This is a genomic window from Flavobacterium sp. Leaf82, assembly GCF_001422725.1.
GTDB lineage: Bacteria > Bacteroidota > Bacteroidia > Flavobacteriales > Flavobacteriaceae > Flavobacterium.
In genome coordinates this window covers 1-19,579 of record NZ_LMMA01000005.1, presented here as the reverse complement: position 1 = coordinate 19,579, position 19,579 = coordinate 1, and the positions used below count along the sequence as shown (strand labels likewise).

At 32.4% G+C, this 19,579-nt stretch carries 21 protein-coding genes and 1 tRNA gene; 14 read left to right on the top strand and 8 right to left on the bottom strand.

All coding sequences use genetic code 11. From position 1 onward, the window contains the following. Window positions 1-58: 58 nt before the first annotated feature. Entirely contained in the window at window positions 59-622 is a 564-nt protein-coding gene (locus ASF10_RS05585; RefSeq protein WP_056246502.1) for a porin family protein, read from the bottom strand. A 183-nt stretch (window positions 623-805) separates the two neighbouring features. Further along, window positions 806-1,384 carry a porin family protein gene (locus tag ASF10_RS05580; protein ID WP_056246773.1) on the bottom strand — a complete coding sequence of 193 codons (579 nt, stop codon included), beginning with the start codon at window positions 1,382-1,384 and terminating at the stop codon, window positions 806-808. Between the two features lie 570 nt (window positions 1,385-1,954). On the opposite strand from ASF10_RS05580, the gene ASF10_RS05575 reads away from it, so the two are divergent. The 3 genes from ASF10_RS05575 to ASF10_RS05565 all read left to right on the top strand — a co-directional run bounded on the left by ASF10_RS05575 (window position 1,955) and on the right by ASF10_RS05565 (window position 5,606). After that, the gene (locus ASF10_RS05575) at window positions 1,955-2,512 is read left to right on the top strand and encodes a porin family protein (protein ID WP_056246500.1); all 558 of its coding nucleotides are present in this window, start codon (window positions 1,955-1,957) and stop codon (window positions 2,510-2,512) included. A gap of 120 nt (window positions 2,513-2,632) precedes the next feature. After that, on the top strand, window positions 2,633-3,046 hold the full coding sequence (aroQ, locus tag ASF10_RS05570) for a type II 3-dehydroquinate dehydratase (RefSeq protein ID WP_056246497.1): 414 nt from the start codon (window positions 2,633-2,635) through the stop codon (window positions 3,044-3,046). A gap of 70 nt (window positions 3,047-3,116) precedes the next feature. Beyond that, entirely contained in the window at window positions 3,117-5,606 is a 2,490-nt protein-coding gene (locus tag ASF10_RS05565; RefSeq protein WP_056246495.1) for a DUF5686 and carboxypeptidase regulatory-like domain-containing protein, read from the top strand. Between the two features lie 417 nt (window positions 5,607-6,023). On the opposite strand, the gene ASF10_RS05560 is transcribed toward ASF10_RS05565, so the two are convergent. The 4 genes from ASF10_RS05560 to ASF10_RS05545 all read right to left on the bottom strand — a co-directional run bounded on the left by ASF10_RS05560 (window position 6,024) and on the right by ASF10_RS05545 (window position 9,506). Beyond that, window positions 6,024-6,899 carry a cation diffusion facilitator family transporter gene (locus ASF10_RS05560; protein ID WP_056246492.1) on the bottom strand — a complete coding sequence of 292 codons (876 nt, stop codon included), beginning with the start codon at window positions 6,897-6,899 and terminating at the stop codon, window positions 6,024-6,026. Window positions 6,900-7,075: 176 nt separating this feature from the next. Beyond that, on the bottom strand, window positions 7,076-8,389 hold the full coding sequence (murA, locus tag ASF10_RS05555; RefSeq protein ID WP_056246489.1) for a UDP-N-acetylglucosamine 1-carboxyvinyltransferase: 1,314 nt from the start codon (window positions 8,387-8,389) through the stop codon (window positions 7,076-7,078). A 94-nt stretch (window positions 8,390-8,483) separates the two neighbouring features. Next, a complete protein-coding gene (locus ASF10_RS05550) occupies window positions 8,484-9,206 on the bottom strand; it encodes a DUF4290 domain-containing protein (RefSeq protein ID WP_056246488.1) in 723 nt (240 codons plus the stop codon). Between the two features lie 3 nt (window positions 9,207-9,209). Continuing rightward, entirely contained in the window at window positions 9,210-9,506 is a 297-nt protein-coding gene (locus tag ASF10_RS05545; RefSeq protein WP_055091902.1) for a DUF493 family protein, read from the bottom strand. A 288-nt stretch (window positions 9,507-9,794) separates the two neighbouring features. Between ASF10_RS05545 and ASF10_RS05540 the strand changes: the two genes are divergently transcribed. The 8 genes from ASF10_RS05540 to ASF10_RS05510 all read left to right on the top strand — a co-directional run bounded on the left by ASF10_RS05540 (window position 9,795) and on the right by ASF10_RS05510 (window position 16,950). Further along, on the top strand, window positions 9,795-10,712 hold the full coding sequence (locus ASF10_RS05540; protein WP_056246485.1) for a carboxylesterase family protein: 918 nt from the start codon (window positions 9,795-9,797) through the stop codon (window positions 10,710-10,712). Between the two features lie 18 nt (window positions 10,713-10,730). Further along, window positions 10,731-10,988 carry a hypothetical protein gene (locus ASF10_RS24150; protein ID WP_131726510.1) on the top strand — a complete coding sequence of 86 codons (258 nt, stop codon included), beginning with the start codon at window positions 10,731-10,733 and terminating at the stop codon, window positions 10,986-10,988. Between the two features lie 353 nt (window positions 10,989-11,341). Then, a complete protein-coding gene (locus ASF10_RS05535; protein ID WP_056246483.1) occupies window positions 11,342-11,992 on the top strand; it encodes a hypothetical protein in 651 nt (216 codons plus the stop codon). 386 nt (window positions 11,993-12,378) lie between these two features. Continuing rightward, window positions 12,379-12,912 (top strand): AAA family ATPase, encoded by a 534-nt coding sequence (locus tag ASF10_RS05530; protein ID WP_056246480.1) that lies wholly within the window; start codon window positions 12,379-12,381, stop codon window positions 12,910-12,912. 64 nt (window positions 12,913-12,976) lie between these two features. Then, window positions 12,977-14,872: an ATP-dependent DNA helicase RecQ gene (locus ASF10_RS05525; RefSeq protein ID WP_056246478.1), complete on the top strand. Its 1,896-nt coding sequence runs from the start codon at window positions 12,977-12,979 to the stop codon at window positions 14,870-14,872. Continuing rightward, on the top strand, window positions 14,872-15,819 hold the full coding sequence (fmt, locus tag ASF10_RS05520) for a methionyl-tRNA formyltransferase (RefSeq protein ID WP_056246475.1): 948 nt from the start codon (window positions 14,872-14,874) through the stop codon (window positions 15,817-15,819). Before ASF10_RS05525 ends, fmt begins: the two co-directional genes overlap by 1 nt. A gap of 169 nt (window positions 15,820-15,988) precedes the next feature. Beyond that, window positions 15,989-16,261, top strand: a complete 273-nt coding sequence (locus tag ASF10_RS05515) for an HU family DNA-binding protein (protein ID WP_017498096.1) — start codon at window positions 15,989-15,991, stop codon at window positions 16,259-16,261. 128 nt (window positions 16,262-16,389) lie between these two features. Beyond that, window positions 16,390-16,950 carry a YqgE/AlgH family protein gene (locus tag ASF10_RS05510; protein WP_055091943.1) on the top strand — a complete coding sequence of 187 codons (561 nt, stop codon included), beginning with the start codon at window positions 16,390-16,392 and terminating at the stop codon, window positions 16,948-16,950. On the opposite strand, the gene ASF10_RS05505 is transcribed toward ASF10_RS05510, so the two are convergent. Both ASF10_RS05505 and ASF10_RS05500 read right to left on the bottom strand, forming a co-directional pair. Further along, window positions 16,947-17,786: an aminotransferase class IV gene (locus tag ASF10_RS05505; RefSeq protein ID WP_056246471.1), complete on the bottom strand. Its 840-nt coding sequence runs from the start codon at window positions 17,784-17,786 to the stop codon at window positions 16,947-16,949. The two genes, ASF10_RS05510 and ASF10_RS05505, sit on opposite strands and share 4 nt — an antisense overlap. Window positions 17,787-17,840: 54 nt before the next feature. Beyond that, on the bottom strand, window positions 17,841-18,233 hold the full coding sequence (locus ASF10_RS05500; protein WP_026984135.1) for an START-like domain-containing protein: 393 nt from the start codon (window positions 18,231-18,233) through the stop codon (window positions 17,841-17,843). Window positions 18,234-18,387: 154 nt separating this feature from the next. Between ASF10_RS05500 and ASF10_RS05495 the strand changes: the two genes are divergently transcribed. The 3 genes from ASF10_RS05495 (at window position 18,388) to ASF10_RS05485 (ending at window position 19,416) form a co-directional block, all read left to right on the top strand. Beyond that, window positions 18,388-18,461: transfer RNA gene (locus ASF10_RS05495), tRNA-Met, on the top strand. Between the two features lie 194 nt (window positions 18,462-18,655). After that, complete coding sequence (locus ASF10_RS05490) at window positions 18,656-18,916, top strand: hypothetical protein (protein WP_055091915.1); 261 nt, start codon at window positions 18,656-18,658, stop codon at window positions 18,914-18,916. 83 nt (window positions 18,917-18,999) lie between these two features. Beyond that, on the top strand, window positions 19,000-19,416 hold the full coding sequence (locus ASF10_RS05485; protein ID WP_056246468.1) for a helix-turn-helix domain-containing protein: 417 nt from the start codon (window positions 19,000-19,002) through the stop codon (window positions 19,414-19,416). Window positions 19,417-19,579: the final 163 nt, after the last annotated feature.

The window sequence follows — 19,579 nt, the reverse complement described above, 5'->3', positions numbered from 1 at the left end:
TAGCATAAAAAAACCTTCCGGATTAGGGAAGGTTTTAGAAATGTTTTATTCTAAATTATTAGAATTTATATGCAGCAGTCAAAGCCAAAACATTGTTTGTATATCTGTTATCATAGTAATAACCATCATAACGATCGTGGTAATCGTAAACATTAGATAAACCAATAGTATAACGAGCACCTACAGAAAAATTATCTGTAAAATTGTATGCTGCTCCTAAATTAAAGGCAACATCAACTGATTTTTCATCTTCAATATTTTTACTTGAAACTAAAAATCCAAGTTGTGGTCCAGCTTCAACACTAAATTGTTTTGTAATATAATATTTAGCTAATACAGGAACATTGATATAGTTTAAATTTACAGTGTAGTCACGCTCAGCACCATACCCATCAAATTTAGCTCCCTGAGCAGAAAACAAAAGTTCTGGCTGAATGTATAATTTTTTCCAAATATTGATTTCAGCAAAACCACCTAATTGGAAACCTACTAATGCATTAGCTTCATCAACACCGCCAATAGTAGCAATATTAAGACCACCTTTTACTCCAAATCTAGTTTTTTGAGCATTTGTAAACCCGAATGCCATTATTGCAATAGCACATAAAATAATCTTCTTCATTTTATTTATTTATGGTTAAAATTAATGAGCCAAATATAAAACTATAGAAAAGAAAAAAGGATTTGTTTTTTAACAAATAATTTAATAGTTACATTAATTGTGTTAAAATAAAATTATTGTTAACTAATTATAATGAAAAAAGCCTTCCAAATGGAAGGCTCTATTTGCATAAACTAAATATCTTTAGAACTTGTATGCCAAAGACAATGCAAGGTTACTATTTTTTGCACTATCATAATAATCATCTTCATTATCAATGTCTTTATCAGAAATAGGAGATAAACCAATAGTATAACGAAGACCGATTGAAAGATTATCAGTAAAATTATATCCGGCACCTACATTGAAACCAAAATCTACTGATCTTGTATAATCTTTGATATCTTCACCATCAGCTTTTGCTGATAATAAGATACCTAATTGTGGACCTGCCTCAACACTGAATTTTTCAACAATATAATATTTCGCTAAAACCGGAATGTTCAAATAGTTCAATTTAGTATCAAAATCTTCTCCAAAAGGACCATCAAATTTAGTTCCCTGAGCAGAGTATAAAAGCTCTGGTTGAATGAAGAATTTTTCAACAACTTTGATTTCCGCAAAACCTCCAACGTGAAAACCTACCAAAGATTTAGTGTCTTCGACATCTCCTCCAACTACTGTTGAAAGGTTAAGACCTCCTTTTACTCCAAATCTTGTTGATTGCGCATTAGTAAATCCAAATGCCATAACTGCGATCGCAGATAAAATAATCTTTTTCATTTTATTTGTTTTGATTAAATTTAATAAACAAATATAAAAATATACTTCATAAAAAATAATTTGCATTTTAACAAATAAAGTGGTAATTAGAAACTTAATCCTGTTAAAAATAAACTATAAAATTTTAAATTGTTATATATCAAACAAATACAAAAAACAAAAAAACGTCACCTAAACAGGAAAAGGCTTCTTCTTATAGTGAATATATAAAATTAGAATGTTAATTAAAACCAACTTTTAAACATGAAAAGGTGACGTTGTTAGAAGTTAAAATTTCACCTTCACCAACAAATAATTCGATATATAAAATAATCAAACATCAAAATATCCTTATTAAAAGAAAATATTTCTTTAATAAATTTGAAATAAAAATCTGATTAATTAAACTTGTTTCAGAGTTATTTGAAGCGTTAACAATCCACTTAAATAGAGCGTATTAAGCAATAGAAACAAAAAAACATGAGAAATTTAGTAATTATTTAAACCAAAATATAAAACAATAAAATCCTAATTCTGTAGTTTTGACTATAAATAACATTTAAAAAATACCAAATTTTAAAAAACACTTTTATGAAAAAGATAATTTTAGCAGCTGTTCTGTTCATCGCAACTTCAGCTACAATACAAGCACAATTATTAAAAATTGGAGTTAAAGCAGGGGTTAACTTTGCTAACCAAACTGGAGATTTTCCAGATCAAATAGACAAAGAAGGTATCACTAGCTATCATGCTGGTTTAGTTGCCGAAGTAAAATTACTAGAAAAATTCTCTATTCAACCAGAGCTTTTATATTCTACTACAGGTGCATCATATAAACTTAGCGGTGTAAGTGAAGATGTTAAAAATGAACTAGGATATATATCTATTCCTGTAATGGCTAAATTTTATTTATCTAAATCATTTAGTTTAGAACTTGGACCACAAGCTTCATTCTTAGTAAGCGAAAGAAATGATTTTGATGTTAAAAATGGTGAAACTTTTGAATTTGGTTTAAACGCCGGATTAGGATTTAAAATTACTGAAAGCATATTTGTTCAAGGACGTTATGGTTTAGGATTAACAGAAGCTTCTAAAGATGCAGATGTTAAAAACTCTGTATTCCAGATTTCTGCTGGATTTATGTTCTAAAAAATATATCACATACTTTTATAAAAACCGTTCTATTAATTAGAACGGTTTTTTTATTTTTACATGCATTGTAGAATGTAAAAATAAAACCAATACGCTTAAATAAATCAAAATTATAATATGAAAATCTGCATTATCAACGGACCAAATTTGAATCTTTTAGGAAAGAGAGAACCGGAAGTTTACGGAAGTCAAACTTTTGAAGATTACTTTGAAACGTTGCAAACAAAATTTCCAGACATTGAACTTTCTTATTACCAAAGTAATATTGAAGGAGAATTAATTGGAAAAATTCAGGAATGCGGTTTTACTTATGACGGAATTATTTTGAATGCCGGAGCTTACACACATACCTCGATAGGTTTAGGCGATGCTATGAAAGCAGTTACAACTCCAGTTATCGAAGTTCATATTTCGAATACTTATGCACGCGAAAGTTTCAGACATCAATCATATTTGTCCGGAAACGCAAAAGGAGTCATTTTGGGCTTTGGATTAAAAAGTTATGAATTGGCTATTCAATCTTTCTTGTAGGTCTTTTTTTAACAAATTTTTAATAAGCTCATTTTTAACTTATTCTATTTTTGTTAGAGAAACCTTTTTCATGAAAAACTATATTTTACTCGCCTTTTTGTTTTTTTCGATTTCAAATTTTGCCCAAATAAAGGGAACTATAACAGATGAAAAAGGAAATCCGCTGCCTTTTGTTTCCGTTTTTGAAGAAAATACGTATAGCGGAACAACTTCTAACGAACAGGGAAAATACCAACTTAACGTAAAAGAAGTTCGTAAAAACAAAATTACTTTTCAGTATTTAGGATTCAAAACTCAAAAAATAGCGGTTTCAGCTGATTCAAAAACAATTACTCTGGATGTAAAAATGTTGGAGGAAAGCTTTGCATTAAATGAAGTTGTTATTGATCCTAAAAACAATCCTGCCGATGCTATTATTAAAAATGCAATTGCAGAGAAAAAAGACAACTCAGACAAAACCGCCCGATATACAGCAGATTTTTATTCGAAGGGAATGTTTAAAGTTAAGGATTTACCAAAAAAAATCCTTGGCAAAAAAGTAGATCTTGGCGATGATATGGCTTCTAACCTGGATTCTACCGGAACAGGAATTTTATATTTGTCTGAAACTATCTCGAAAATTACTTTTGAAAAGCCCAATAAATTAAAAGAGAAGATTATTGCTTCGAAAATCTCCGGAAACAACAAAGGCTACAGTTACAATACAGCTTCGTTGTCGACTTATGATTTTTATGATAATACACTGGACTTTGACGTTAAACTCATTTCGCCTATCGCAGATAATGCTTTCAATTATTATAAATACAAACTTGAAGGTAGTTTTTATGACGCTAACAATCAACAGGTTTATAAAATCAAAGTACTTCCAAAACGAGATAAAGAACCCGTTTTTGAAGGTTACATTTATATAGTCGACGACACTTTTGCAATTTATGCGCTGGATTTAGACATAAAAGGGTATCGAATGAAAAATGAGTTTACCGAAGTAATGACCCTGAAACAAAGTTTTAGCTATAATACACAAAATAAAATATGGACAAAAAATGCCCAAACACTTGATTTTACTGCTGGTATATTTGGCGTGAAATTCTCCGGAAAATTTAATTATGTCTATTCAAATTATGAATTCCCTGTTTCTTTTGAGAAGAAAACTTTTGGAAATGAAATTGTTGCTTTTGAAGTTAATGCAAATAAAAAAGATGATGCTTTCTGGAATCAAATTCGTCCAATTCCTTTAACCATTGAAGAAAGTACGGATTATACCAAAAAAGATAGTTTGCAATCTATTAGAAAATCTCAAAAATATGCGGATTCGATAGATGCGAAAAATAATAAGTTCAAAATTACGGATATCCTGATGGGTTATGATTATAAGAATACTTTCAAAAAATATTCTTTTGATTATAAAGGTTTATTGAATATCTCTTCTTTAAGTTTCAATACTGTTCAGGGATTTAATTTAGATTCTGGTTTCTCTTTTAAAAAATGGAATGAAGAAAAAGGCAAAAGCACTTCTGTAAGCACAACTTTTAATTATGGTTTTTCAGATGAAGGTTTTCGGGTTGTTGGTGAATTCAGTCATAAATTCAACAACATAAATTACGCTACAATTGGAGTTTTAGGAGGAACAAAAGTGGCGCAGTTTAATAGTTTCGAACCTATAAGCAAACTTGTCAATTCTATAAGTTCTTTGTTTTTTAAAGATAATTATATGAAATTATATAATCTTGAGTTCGCTCAGATAAACTATTCACAAGACATTTTGAATGGTGTAAAATTGATTGGAAAAGCAGCTTACGAACAAAGAAAACCTCTTATTAATACAACTGACTATTCTTTCTTTAAAAGAGATGATGCATATTCATCTAATAATCCGGTAGCACCAAATGATTTTACGACCCTGGCATTTGATCCTCATCATTTGTTTAAAGTTGCTTTAAGTACCCAAATTAACTTTGGCAATAAATACATTTCAAGACCAGACGGAAGATATAATTTTAAAGATGATAAATATCCAACTGTATTTTTAGCTTTTGAAAAAGCATTTGCAGCCAGCGAGAAAAAATACGAGTTTGAACGCATTGGAGCTTCTGTACTTTATGATTTGTCCTTAGGTAATAAAGGAATCCTGGGAATGAACTTAAGAGCAGGAAAGTTCTTTAATGCGGAGAATATTTCATTTATTGATTACAGACATTTTAACGGAAACCAAACACATATTGGAACAAGTGATCGTTATTTGAATGTCTTTAATTTAATGCCTTATTATGAAAATAGCACAAACAATAGTTATTTTGAAATGCATTTAGAACATAACGATACTGGATTTATTACTAATAAAATTCCGTTATTGAACCTCTTAAAATCGACTATGAATATTGGCTTCCATTCTCTGGCGATTCCGGATAGGAAACCATATACGGAGTTTACTGTTGGTCTGGACAATCTGGGATTTGGTAAATTTAAATTGTTCAGATTAGATTATGTTCATTCGTATCAAGGCGGAATTCAGCAAAATGGTGTTGTATTGGGGATGAAAATTTTGAATGTATTGAATTAGAAAGATGCTAAGTCACTAAGGTTCTAAGTTGCTAAGTCTTATTTTTTTGCAATCTTGTCATCTCTACGAAGCAGAGATCACAATAGAAAAAATGTCCTGTTGACGATCATTATATGTGACTTCTCCTTCGTCGAAGTGACAAACTAAACGCCAACTAAAAAATTAAAATCCTTAAAACTTCTCTTTCCCTGAGTTTGCGTTAGGGATAGAAGCGGTATCTCCCGATTTAGAAAATCAAGGCTTTTTAGCCGTAGATTTTGTTAATTGGGAATTTAGCGGATAGCCCGACCGTAGGGAACGCCCAAATAAATAATCCGCTTACTCTAATAGAATAAACGGATTTTATTTTTTATCGTTGCTAAAGAAAACCTTAGTACCTTAGTACCTCAGCACCTTTGCCTCTTTGAACCTCAAAAATCAATGATAATCATCTGGTTCAATATGAATCAATACATTCCCTAATTGGGGTATTTTTTCTTTTAAAGTATCTTGCAGTCTGTGTGACAAATCATGACCTACTTTTACAGAAATTTGCGCTGAAACTATAGCATGAAGATCAACATGATATTTCATTCCGGCTTTACGAATGAAACATTTTTCGGTTCCCAGAATACCCGGAACCTTTAGGGATTCAACACGAATTTCTTCGACAAGATCATCATTTAAATTTTCATCCATAATTTCGCCAAGCGCAGGTCTGAAAATTTTATAGCTATTGTATAAGATAAAAAAAGCAGCAAAAAGTGCCGCCCAATCATCTGCTGACTCATAGCCTTTTCCCATTATTAACGCAATCGAAATTCCAATAAATGCTGCTATCGATGTAATAGCGTCACTGCGATGATGCCAGGCATCTGCCGCCAGAGAGGAGCTATTGGTCTCTTTACTGCGTTTCATTACCAAACGAAACGAATATTCTTTCCAGATAATAATGGCACCCAGGATATACAAAGTCCATGATTTTGGCAATCCATGCGGAGCCTGAATATTAGCAATACTTTCGTAACCAATAATTGTTGCCGAAGTGATTAAAAATCCAACAACCAAAAAGGTAATTAATGGTTCTGCACGACCGTGGCCGTAAGGATGATTTTCATCTGCGGGCTTATTCGAATATTTAATACCGAATAAAACCAAACACGAAGAAAATATATCTGCTGTTGATTCTATCGCATCTGCAATTAAGGCGTAAGAATTGCCAAAAAAACCTGCCAAACCTTTTATCAAGGCTAAGCAGGTGTTCCCAACTATACTGAATATAGTAGCTTTTACAGCTTTTTGTTCATCTGTCATTTGCGAATTTTTAGCACGACATTTATATTATATTTTTTTGCCACGAATTGCACGAATTATCACAAATTAGATAATCTTTAAAAAAACTAGAATCACACAAACCTTAATTACGCTAAAAATAGTCTACTTAAAAACATTTCTTTTCGTGTAAATTGGTGTAATTCGTGGCTAAGTTTTTAAGCTCTTACGATTTTAGCTCCAATTGCTCTCAAACGCTCGTCGATACGTTCGTATCCACGGTCAATTTGCTCAATATTTTGAATTGTACTTGTTCCTTTTGCTGAAAGTGCAGCAATCAATAATGAGATTCCCGCACGAATATCAGGAGATGACATTGTTGTTGCTTTTAATTGAGATTCGAAATTATGTCCCATAACCACTGCTCTGTGCGGATCACATAACATAATTTTTGCTCCCATATCGATTAATTTATCCACGAAAAACAAACGGCTTTCGAACATTTTCTGGTGAATCAAAACATCGCCTTTTGCTTGTGTTGCCACAACCAAAACAATACTTAATAAGTCAGGCGTAAATCCTGGCCAAGGCGCATCTGCGATTGTTAAAATAGAACCATCAATATCGGTTTTTACTTCATATCCATCTGTGTGAGCAGGAATATAAATATCATCACCACGTTTTTCGATTGTAATTCCTAATTTTCTAAAAGTATTTGGGATTAAACCTAAGTTTTCCCAACTTACATTTTTGATCATGATTTCGCTTTTTGTCATAGCCGCAAGACCAATCCAAGAACCAATTTCGATCATATCCGGAAGAATGGTATGCTCACAACCACCAAGGCTTTCAACACCTTCGATTGTTAATAAATTAGACCCAACTCCTGTAATGTTTGCTCCCATTGAGTTCAACATTTTACACAATTGTTGCAGGTAAGGTTCGCAAGCTGCGTTGTAAACCGTAGTTTTTCCTTTTGCCAAAACAGCTGCCATAACAATATTTGCAGTTCCGGTTACAGATGCTTCATCAAGCAACATATCTGTTCCTTGTAATCCTTCTGCAGGAGATTCTACTCCGTAAAAGTGATCTTCTCTATTGTATCTGAATTTTGCTCCAAGGTTAATAAAACCTTCAAAGTGAGTATCTAATCTACGACGTCCAATTTTATCTCCTCCCGGTTTAGGAATATACCCTTTTCCGAAACGAGCCAATAATGGTCCAACAATCATAATAGAACCACGAAGTGCCCCGCCTTCTTTTTTGAAAGCTTCGGTTTCTAAATATCCAACATTAACTTCATCAGCCTGAAACGTAATCGAACCCGGTTCATTTCGTTGAATTTTAACGCCTAAATTACCCAACAATGTGATTAATTTATTGATGTCAATAATATCGGGAATATTATTAATTTTTACTTTATCCCCCGTTAGAAGCACGGCACATAAAATTTGTAATGCCTCATTTTTTGCTCCTTGCGGAGTGATTTCTCCTTTTAAAGGAATTCCTCCTTCGATTTTAAAAATTCCCATAGATCTCTTTTAGGTTCTGAGGTTCTGAGATTCTGAGGTTCTAAGCTAAATATCATAGCGTCTTAGTTCCTTATCATCTTAGCCTCTTTTTTATTTACTTCTGATTATTGTTTTTTTGAAATGGTTTTGGTTTTCCCGGGCCTTTATTGTTTTTGTTGCTTTGAATTTTTGGCTGTCCCGGAGGCGTGATTTTGTTTGACATACGTTTGTTGGTACGCAATAAATCAGTTGTATTTAAAAGCTCTTCTGTGCTTTGCAATAAATTGATTTTTCCTCCTGACAATTCAAATAAATGCTCGAAAATAACATCATCTTTTACCGTGTCTTTGTTCCAGCTTAAATATGATTTTTTCATATGGTTGGCAATTACCAATACCAATGCATTTTTCATTTCGCCTTCTTCCCATTTATTGGCAACATCAATCATATATTTGATATTGTTACCATAAAATCTGTATTTTGGAAAGTTTTGTGGATACTGTAAAACATCTGGTTTTAGTTGCAATACATCTCTTGACGGAATTGGATATGGTGATTCTACATTCAATTTAAAATCAGACATTATAAAAAGCTGATCCCATAATTTATGTTGAAAATCCGGTACATCACGCAAATGCGGATTCAGACTTCCCATAACCTGAATAATGTATTTCGCAGCTTTATTGCGCGTTTCATCATCTTCAATATGAGTTGCCTGATCGATCAGTTTTTGCAAATGACGACCATATTCCGGAATAAGTAAGCGCTGTCTTTCAGAATTATATTCTAAGTTAAAAACAACGTCATTCGCGACTTCTTTTTTATATTTTTCGACCATAATTTATAATGAAACTATACCTTCTATAGTAGAAACTTCTTTGTATTTGCTAATAACCTGGTCAGCACTATGCATTGTAACATCTACAGAAACACTGGTAAATTTTCCTGTTTTAGATTTTGTTGTTTTAATAACCGCGCCCATACTGTCAAAAGCTTTTTCAACTCGCTCGACATTATCGTCGACCGTAGGCACTATAAATTTATACAAATATTCTGCAGGCCAAGTATTTGAGTTATCCAGCTCTACCTTTAATCTTTCGTAAAATTCGGCGGTGTTTTTTTCTTTATCGTTCTCCATTTGCACATTAAAATAGAAGGCAAATATACGGTTTTGAGTTTAGATTTTAGAGTTTAGATTTTAGATTTTTTAGAAGGAAATAATGATTATTTTTTCACCAAGGATTCCACTAATTTTCACTAATTAAAAATTACCAATCAAATTTTTATTTTTCATACCATTTAGTTCAAGTAAAGAAATTAAAAATTAGTGTAAATTAGAGAAATCCATAGCAAACTTTTATATTTGAAAAACTTTGCGTCTTTGCTCCCAATAGCTATTGGGATTGCGAGATTAAATTACACCACAATGAAAAAAATTATCCTCTTACTTTTTACTATTCTCACTTTTCACAATATTCAGGCACAGGAAATCAAGACGATGACTTATTTTCAGAATGATACAATCAAACTGGACCTGGATTTATATTTACCTCAAAAAAAAACGAGCGAGAAAATTCCGTTGATTATTTTTGCTTTTGGTGGAGGATTTTCTGGCGGAGAACGTACCAGCGAAAAAGACTTTGGGATTTTCATGGCAAAAAATGGATATGCCGTTGCGAGTATTTCGTACAGTTTATATATGAAAGGAAAAGATTTTGGCTGCAAAGGAACTTTACCCGAAAAGATAAAAGCAATTCAAATTGGTGTTAGCGATATGTGGCAAGCGACTTCGTTTTTGATCGAAAACGCAAATAAATATAATCTTGATACTTCAAAAATATTCATTTCCGGAATTAGCGCAGGTGCAGAAATTGGTTTTCACGCCTCCTTTTGGGATTATAAACTCATGAATTTATACAAAAACAATCTGCCTTCAACTTTTAAATATGCTGGTTTTATTGGAGGATCAGGCGCAATTCAGGATATTAATTTAATTACAAAAGAAAAAGCAATCCCAATGTTATTGTCACACGGAAATAACGATGATACAGTTCCATACAATGCAGGTTCACATCGTTCTTGCCCAACAAATGCATCGGGTTGGTTGATTCTTTTTGGATCTTATGCCGTTTACAATCATATGAATGATTTTCATAAAGATATTGAACTGATCACTTTTTGTGGCGGTGGTCATGAATTCTCAGGTTACCTTTTTCATCAGGGACAACAATATGTATTAGATTTTGTAAATGATGTTTTGAAAGGAAAAAAGTTTGAATCGCATATTATTATTCCTTCGGAAAAGAAAGGTGCAGGTTCTGGGAAATATTTGTTTTGTGAGTAAAGAAAATCCTAAGTAAAAATGAAAAGTATATCTTTTATAATCACTCTTATAATTCACTATTTAATTATCGTAAACCTAAAACTTTTTGATAATTTTAGTCCCGCTTGTATTATTTGCTTTTCGGGAATAATAATTGGATTGGCAATTAAATTTTTCTTCAAAAACAGAAATACCAATCTAAGTCATGCAGGTTGGGGAATTTTATACGGATCTCTGGTTTCCTTCATTTCAATGGTTTTATTTACATGTTATATGCTCTATAATTATCCTAAATAAAAACCATATTACCCTAACACATTATCGTTTTAAATATCTCGTTCGATGGAATTAAAAACTTAAATATTGCTTAAACTGGACTAAAGTCCAGCTCTACAATATTTGCCATGCCTATGGCATTTTGTCGTTTGAGTTCCAGAGGAACGATTCATTTTGTAGAGCTGGACTTTAGTCCAGTGGCGGACATGAATTCTCAGGTTATCTTTTTCATCAGGGACAACAATATGTATTAGATTTTGTAAATGATGTTTTGAAAGGAAAAAAGTTTGAATAGCATATTATTATTCCTTCGGAAAAGAAAAGTGCGGGTTCTGGGAAATATTTATTTTGTGAGTAATCTCTATATTAGAAAAATGGAAATAACTAAGTCAGATATTCAAAAGTTGATAGAAGTCAAAAAAGAGGACACTATCAAGAATCATTTTCTTTACTCAACTACAAAGCAGTATAAATCATTTGGAGAAATTAAAGAAAATACAATTAAAGTCTGGCAAAGAACAAATATGACAGGCATATACTATCCTATTTTTACTTTTGAATTTAATTCAGAAAACAAACTTATAAAAACAAGTGAAAAATTAAATCCAATTGCCAAATTTTCACAATTATTATTTCCCTTATTCTACTTCTTTCCTTTACTCTTAAAAGCTTTTACTGATTTTGAGTTCAAGCGTTCCTTAGCCTGCATAAGTGCTTTTCTCTTTTTAACTTTTGTTTGTTATTTGGTCAGCAATAAAATATTTAGATATGAAAAAAAAGAGCAATTAAATGAGTTTTACAAAACACTTGGCATCAAAACTGAAGACAAACAAGAAAGAGAATGGTCTAAATCTAAAACACTAACAAGATTATTTACTTACCCATTTTGTTTTGCATTAATATTACTGACTATTTTTTTAATTATCCCAGAAGGAGGCTTTCTAATAGCAATTCTAATACTTGGAATTATTGGAACTTATTTATACTCTGATTTAAAGATTATATTTAAAGAGAAAAAACCTTAGCAGTTATAATATTTTAAAATATCTTGTTAGATGGAATTAAAAAACTTAAATACTGCCTAAACTGGACTAAAGTCCAGCTCTACAAAATGAATTGTTACTCTGGAACTCAAATGAAGAAGAGCCATAGGCGCGGTAAATATTGTAGGGCTGGACTTTAGTCCAGCTCTACAAAATGAATTGTTCCTCTGGAACTCAAACGAAAAAATGCCATAGGCTTGGCAAATATTGTAGGGCTGGACTTTAGTCCAGTTGAAGCAATATAGCGCCAAAGTTTTAACCGAAACAACAAACGATATTACCTAAAATTGCGAAATCATTCGCTCAACGTAAAATAATCTTTTTAAATACGAATAAGTTTAGGTAAATTTGCGCTTTATTTTAAGAAAGTGCAAAAACAAATCATAGTTCTCATTGGTGGCCCGGGAACGGGAAAATCTACTCTTATCAACGAATTAGTAGCTCGTGGCTACTGTTGTTACCCTGAAATTTCAAGACAAGTTACTCTCGAAGCACAACAACGAGGTATCGATCAATTGTTTCTCGAACAACCATTATTGTTTAGCGAAATGCTGCTGGAAGGACGCATTAAACAATTTGAAGATGCTCTTGAAGAACCGGATAATGTAGTTTTTATAGATCGCGGAATCCCGGATGTTGTAGCATATATGGATTATATTGGCGATGATTATCCTGCACATTTCACAAAAGCTTGTGAGGATTTTAAATATACCAAAACTTTTATTTTACCGCCTTGGGAAGAAATTTACGAATGCGATACAGAGCGTTACGAAAATTTTGAACAGGCATTAACAATCCAGAAACACCTTGTTCAAACGTATCAAAAATACGGTTACGACTTAATTGAAGTGCCTAAAGATACCGTTGAGAACAGAATTCTTTATATCTTAGATAAAATTTAGACCTGTTTTAAAGTTGTAAAACTAGAAACTGATTTCTAAATTTTTTAACTTTAAAACGAGACCAATGCCAGAAGCTCAGGAAATTCTTTTAAAATACTGGAAACACGAAAGTTTCAGACCGTTGCAAATGGAGATTATTGACTCGGTTTTAGACGGTAAGGATACTTTTGCATTGCTTCCAACAGGTGGCGGAAAATCGATTTGTTTTCAGGTTCCGGCAATGATGCAGGAAGGTATTTGCCTGGTTGTTTCACCTTTGGTCGCTTTGATGAAAGATCAGGTGGCAAATTTGCAAAAACGCGATATTAAAGCCATTGCTTTGACTGGCGGAATCCATACTGAAGAAATTATCGATCTTCTGGACAATTGCCAGTTTGGTAATTATAAGTTTTTATATCTTTCTCCGGAGCGACTTCAGTCTGACTGGATTTTGGAACGCATTAAAAATCTTCCTATAAATTTAATTGCAATTGACGAAGCGCATTGTGTTTCGCAATGGGGACATGATTTTCGTCCGGCGTATTTAAAGATTTCAGAACTTAAAAAATACTTCGTTAAAATTCCGTTTTTAGCTTTGACTGCTACGGCAACTCCACGAGTTATTGAAGATATCAAAACAGAATTAGGCTTGAAAGATCCGGTACTTTTCCAGCAATCTTTTGAAAGAAAAAATATTGCGTACATGGTTTTTGAAGTCGAAGACAAATTGTACCGAACAGAACAAATTTTAAAGAAAAACCCGCAGCCTTCTATTATATATGTACGAAATAGAAAATCGTGCCTGAACATGTCGACGCAATTGCAATCTCTAGGATTCAAAGCTACCTATTATCACGGTGGCCTTTCGGCTAAAGAAAAAGACAAAAACATGCAATTATGGATGTCTGAACAAGCGCAGGTTATTGTAGCCACAAACGCGTTTGGAATGGGAATTGACAAAGACAATGTAAAAACAGTTATTCATACCCAGCTTCCGGAAAACATAGAAAATTATTATCAGGAATCCGGAAGAGCGGGACGAAACGGCGAGAAAGCTTTCTCTGTTGTATTGACCAATTCATCAGACAGTATGCAGTCTGAGCAACAATTTTTAAGCATTTTACCGGATAAAAAGTTTCTGAATACCATGTATGTGAAGCTTTGCAATTATTTTCAGATTGCTTATGGCGAAGGTTTAGATGATTCATTTTCGTTTAAACTAAATCATTTTTGCCAGAAGTATGACTTCCCTACCCTCAAAACATATAATGCGTTACAATTTTTGAATCAGCAGGGAATTATTACGATGTCTCAGGAATTTTCAGAAAAAATTACGATGCAGTTTTTAATCGAATCAAAAGAAGTTATCAGATACATGAGTCTGAATTCTAATGACGAAGAAGTTATTCTGGCGATTTTAAGAACCTATCCCGGAATTTACGAAATGAAAACACCTTTTAATATTTCGCTAATTGCAAAAAAATCCAATCGTACCGAAGAACAGGTTTCTGCTGTTTTAGAAAAATTAAAAGAAAAAGAAATCATCGATTATAAATCAAAAAATAATGACGCGACTATATTATTTAATGAAGTTCGCGAAGATGATCTTACAATAAACCGAGTTGCAAAATATCTGGAAAAACAGAATCAGCTTAAAAAAGAACAGCTTTTATCTGTGCTCTACTATATAAAGGACAACAAAACGTGCAAGAACAGACTGGTTTTGGATTATTTTGGCGAAGAAACAACCCAAAATTGTGGCGTTTGCTCTTATTGCATTACGCAAAAAGGCAAAATAACCGAAGCGGATTCAATTGCTGATAAAATTCTGCAAGTATTAAAAAATGCTGCTTTGACATCAAGAGAAATTCAGACTCAAATAAAATTAGATACGAATGATGTAATTTTGGCACTTCAGGAATTACTGGAGAACAATTATATAACCATTCAGGCAAATAATAAATACACTTTAAAACTATAATGGAAAAATTGAAAATTATATTTATGGGAACTCCGGAATTCGCCGTAGGCATTCTGGACACCATTATTAAAAACAAATATGATGTTGTTGGCGTAATTACAGCCGCAGACAAACCGGCGGGACGCGGACAAAAAATAAAATATTCGGCAGTAAAAGAATATGCTTTGGCAAACAATCTTACTTTATTACAGCCTACAAATTTAAAAGACGAAGGTTTTCTTGCTGAACTAAAAACACTAAATGCCAATTTACAAATAGTAGTTGCTTTTAGAATGTTGCCAAAATTAGTTTGGGAAATGCCAAAATTAGGAACCTTTAATCTTCACGCTTCTCTTTTACCCAATTATCGCGGTGCTGCGCCTATTAACTGGGCAATTATTAATGGAGAAACCAAAACAGGCGTTACCACTTTCTTTATTGATGACAAAATCGATACCGGTGCGATGATCTTAAATTCGGAAATTGCTATTGAACCGGAAGAAAACGCGGGACAATTGCACGATCGATTAATGTCATTAGGAAGCGAAACCGTAATTAATACTTTAAAAGTTATTGAAAACGGAAATGTAACAACAACCATTCAGGAAGATGATGCCGAAATTAAGACAGCCTATAAATTAAATAAGGAAAATTGTAAGATCGACTGGACAAAATCCGGAGACGAAATCAATAATCTAATTAGAGGTTTAAGTCCATATCCTGCTTCCTGGTGTTTTCTAAAAGACAAAAACGAAGAATTAAGCATCAAAATATATGAGGCAAAATTAATAGACGAAGCACATTCTTATGAGGCTGGAAGTTTGATTAGCAGCAAAAAAGAAATCAAAATTGCGGTCAAAAATGGTTTCATTCAACTAATAAGTTTGCAGTTACCCGGAAAAAAGAGAATGCAAGTAGCGGAATTGCTAAACGGTATAACTTTTTCTGATAGTGCAAAGGTCTATTAACGTCAGTAAAACAGGGGTTTGTGTAGATTAACGACTTGCGTTATGAACAAAAAAAGCAAGTTATTAACAATTTTTGCTAAAATTAAAGAAAACACTTGCAAGGAACGGATTTCCTACTAAATTTGTGTATTAACAATTTTTTTTAACCAACAATTAATAACTAATTATTATGAACAAATCAGAATTAATCGATGCTATCGCTGCTGATGCAGGAATTACAAAAGCTGCGGCAAAATTAGCTTTAGAGTCATTTTTAGGAAACGTAGGAGCTACTTTGAAAAAAGGTGGTAGAGTTTCATTAGTAGGTTTTGGATCTTGGTCAGTATCTGCTAGAGCTGCAAGAGACGGAAGAAACCCTCAAACTGGAAAAACTATTCAAATCGCTGCTAAAAATGTAGTTAAATTCAAAGCTGGAGCTGAATTAGAAGGTGCAGTGAACTAAGTAAGAAAGTTCTCTAAACTTATAATATAATTAAAACCCTCCTCATGGAGGGTTTTTTTGTGCGGTTTATCGATTTTATTTGGGTTTTTAAAAATTTTATGATTAAATTTAATAAAAATTGTAGCCGTATGATTTCAGAAAAATTAAAAAAAGGACACCTGCTTATTGCCGAGCCTTCTATAATTGGAGATTTATCTTTTAATAGATCGGTAATTTTATTAGCAGACCATAACAAAGAAGGATCAATAGGTTTCATCATTAATAAGCCTTTAAAGTATACTATTAATGATTTGATACCTGAAATTGAAGCCAGTTTCAAAATATATAACGGAGGCCCGGTAGAACAGGACAACCTTTATTTTATTCATAATATACCGGAGTTGATACCAAATAGTGTTGAGATTTCTAACGGTATTTATTGGGGAGGTGACTTTGAATCGACTAAAGACTTAATAAACGACGGATCTATTGGTAAAAACAATATTCGCTTTTTCTTAGGTTATACCGGTTGGGACGAAAATCAGCTTGAGAATGAAATGCAGGGAAACTCCTGGATCATTACTGATAATAGTTATAAAAACAAAATTATCGGTAAATCGACCACCCATTTTTGGAAAGAGCAAATTATTGAGCTCGGCGGAGATTATGTTATATGGTCGAATGCACCTGAAAATCCATATCTGAATTAATTTTCAGAAATGGATTCATTTAGTTTCTGCACTAATAAATGCGCCAGATCGTTTGTAAACTCCTTTTTTCGATACTTAGTTATCGGTTGTATCCCCGTGATTACATTTGTCAGAAATAATTCGTCAGCTTTTTGTAAATCAAATGGCGAAATTATTTCTTCAAGTACTTCTATGCCTTCTAGTTTTTTAGCAAGAGCTAATATTTGCTTGCGCATAATACCATTAAGGCAACCCTCAGAAATTGGTGGCGTAATTAGCTTTTTACCCACAACCATAAATAAATTACCTTGTAATGCTTCTACAACATTTTTAGTATCATTTACTAAAATGCAATTAGCAAGACCATTTTCGTGAGCAAAAATGCTTCCGGTAACGTTTATCATTTTATTAGTTGTTTTAATAGATGATAATAACTGTTTGGTCACATAGAAGTCTTTATACAAATCTACTTCGTATTCATTTGTATTTATAGCATAATTTGTGCTTTCAAGCGAGGTTGCATGAATTAAATAAGATACTTCATTGGTTTTTGGCAAATATAAACCTCCATCGTTTCTAAAAACAGTGATTCGGGCTCTTGCTGATCCAGAAATACCTTTTTGGTTTACCAGGCTTAAAACCTGCTCTTCGAAGAATTCCATTGTAAAGTTCATCGGGATTTCCATTCTCACGACACGCATCGAAGCCATTAACCTAAAATAATGATCCTCAAGAAACAAGATTTTATTATTAACTATTTTAAGTGTTTCAAAAACTCCATCTCCATACAAAAAAGCACGATTTTGAGTTAATACATTATCGTCTTGCGCTGCTATGTTTCCGTTAAAATTGATCATAAAAAAACCCTGAATTTTGTTCAGGGCAAATATAAGGTATAAAATAGAATTTTACTAAACAGATCCTATAAGATGTTTCAGGTCAGAGATCTGATTCTCCCACAATTGTTTAGCCTCTCCTACTTCTTCTTTTTCTGCGAAATCAACCACCATTAATGACACATCTTTAGTCAACTCATCGACTAAAATATGAAGTTCAAAAAAATATTCTGTATCCTTGCTGCTTTCATCTACCCATTTGAATTTAACTTTCTCTCCTGTTTTTTTAGAAGCTAAACGCGCTTTTTCCTGCGAGTCATTCCAGATAAAAGTAAAGAATTCGCCTCTTGAGTTTACATTGTCTGCAAACCATTCTGACAATCCTGAAGGCGTTGATATATATTGATATAATAATTGCGGCGAAGAATTTATGGGAAACTCGATTTCGTAACGTATTTTTGGATCCATGTGCTACTTTTAATTTTTTTGGAAATATAAGAATATATGTCCAAAAACAATGCATTTTTAAAAATATTTTTTTTTCTTCAATTTATTCTTGGAAGCTTTAATAATATTTCTATCTTTGCACCCGCAATGAGGAACACGGTTCACTTGCAATCTTGGCGAGGTAGCTCAGTTGGTTAGAGCGCAGGATTCATAACCCTGAGGTCACGGGTTCAACTCCCGTCCTCGCTACAAAAAACAAACCCCTAATCATCAATTGATTAGGGGTTTTTTATTGAGAATAATTACTCATTGTCTAAAAAATTACAGTTAAGAACTTTAAATAATTAAGTTGTAACTCTAAATAATTAAATATCTTTAATACTTATTAAAGCATCTAATAAGTATCATATTCAAAAAAGCAAAAAAGTTAACACCTTATAAATATGGATATAGTCAAATTTAAAATCACATCAAAAACGATAAAAGTAGAAGTACGAAATTCGAATAACTATGTTTTTAATTTTAATACTGCTTTAGATATCCAAAAAGAAGACAGAGATGTTTTATTAAAACTGTACAATGCATTAGATATTCTTTTTAAGAAAGAAACTCCAAGCGAAGTAAAAAACTATATTTCGCCGAATCAAACCAATATACTGGATCAGATTTCTGCTGTTGATGGTTTAGAAGAAGAGAAACTTTAAAATTTTAAAAAGTATTTTACAGATACAGAAATGTGTTTTACCAAATAAGAAAAATTTTAAAGAATTTTGAATATCTTTGAGCTATGAGCACAGTAACAAAACAAAATCATATAGGACGAAAAATTAGCCGTATTCGTGAACTGAAAGACATGAAGCAAGAAGCTTTGGCACAAGCTTTAGGAATATCTCAACAAACTGTATCTGCAATAGAAAACAGCGAAACCATAGAAGAGGAAAGACTTGTAGAAGTAGCAAAAGCACTTGGTGTTAGTGTTGAAGCAATTAAAAATTTCTCTGAAGAAAGTATGGTTAGTTATTTTAATACTTTTAATGATAACAGTACTGCTAATGGTTTAGTCAATCATGCAAATCATTGCACTTTTAATCCATTAGATAAATTAATGGAATCTGTTGAAGAAAATAAAAAACTTTACGAACGTTTGTTGCAATCCGAAAAAGATAAAATTGAATATTTAGAAAAATTATTACAAGCAAAATAAATTCTGGTCTCTAAAAATCTATCCTTGTAAAACGCAAAGTCAAATGACTTTGCGTTTTTTTTTACCTTATAAATCACAATTCAGGAATCTTTTGGCTTTTTATTTCTTCGATTAACTAGATAAATTATAAGTATTTAGCTATAAAAATAAATTATTTTCAAAT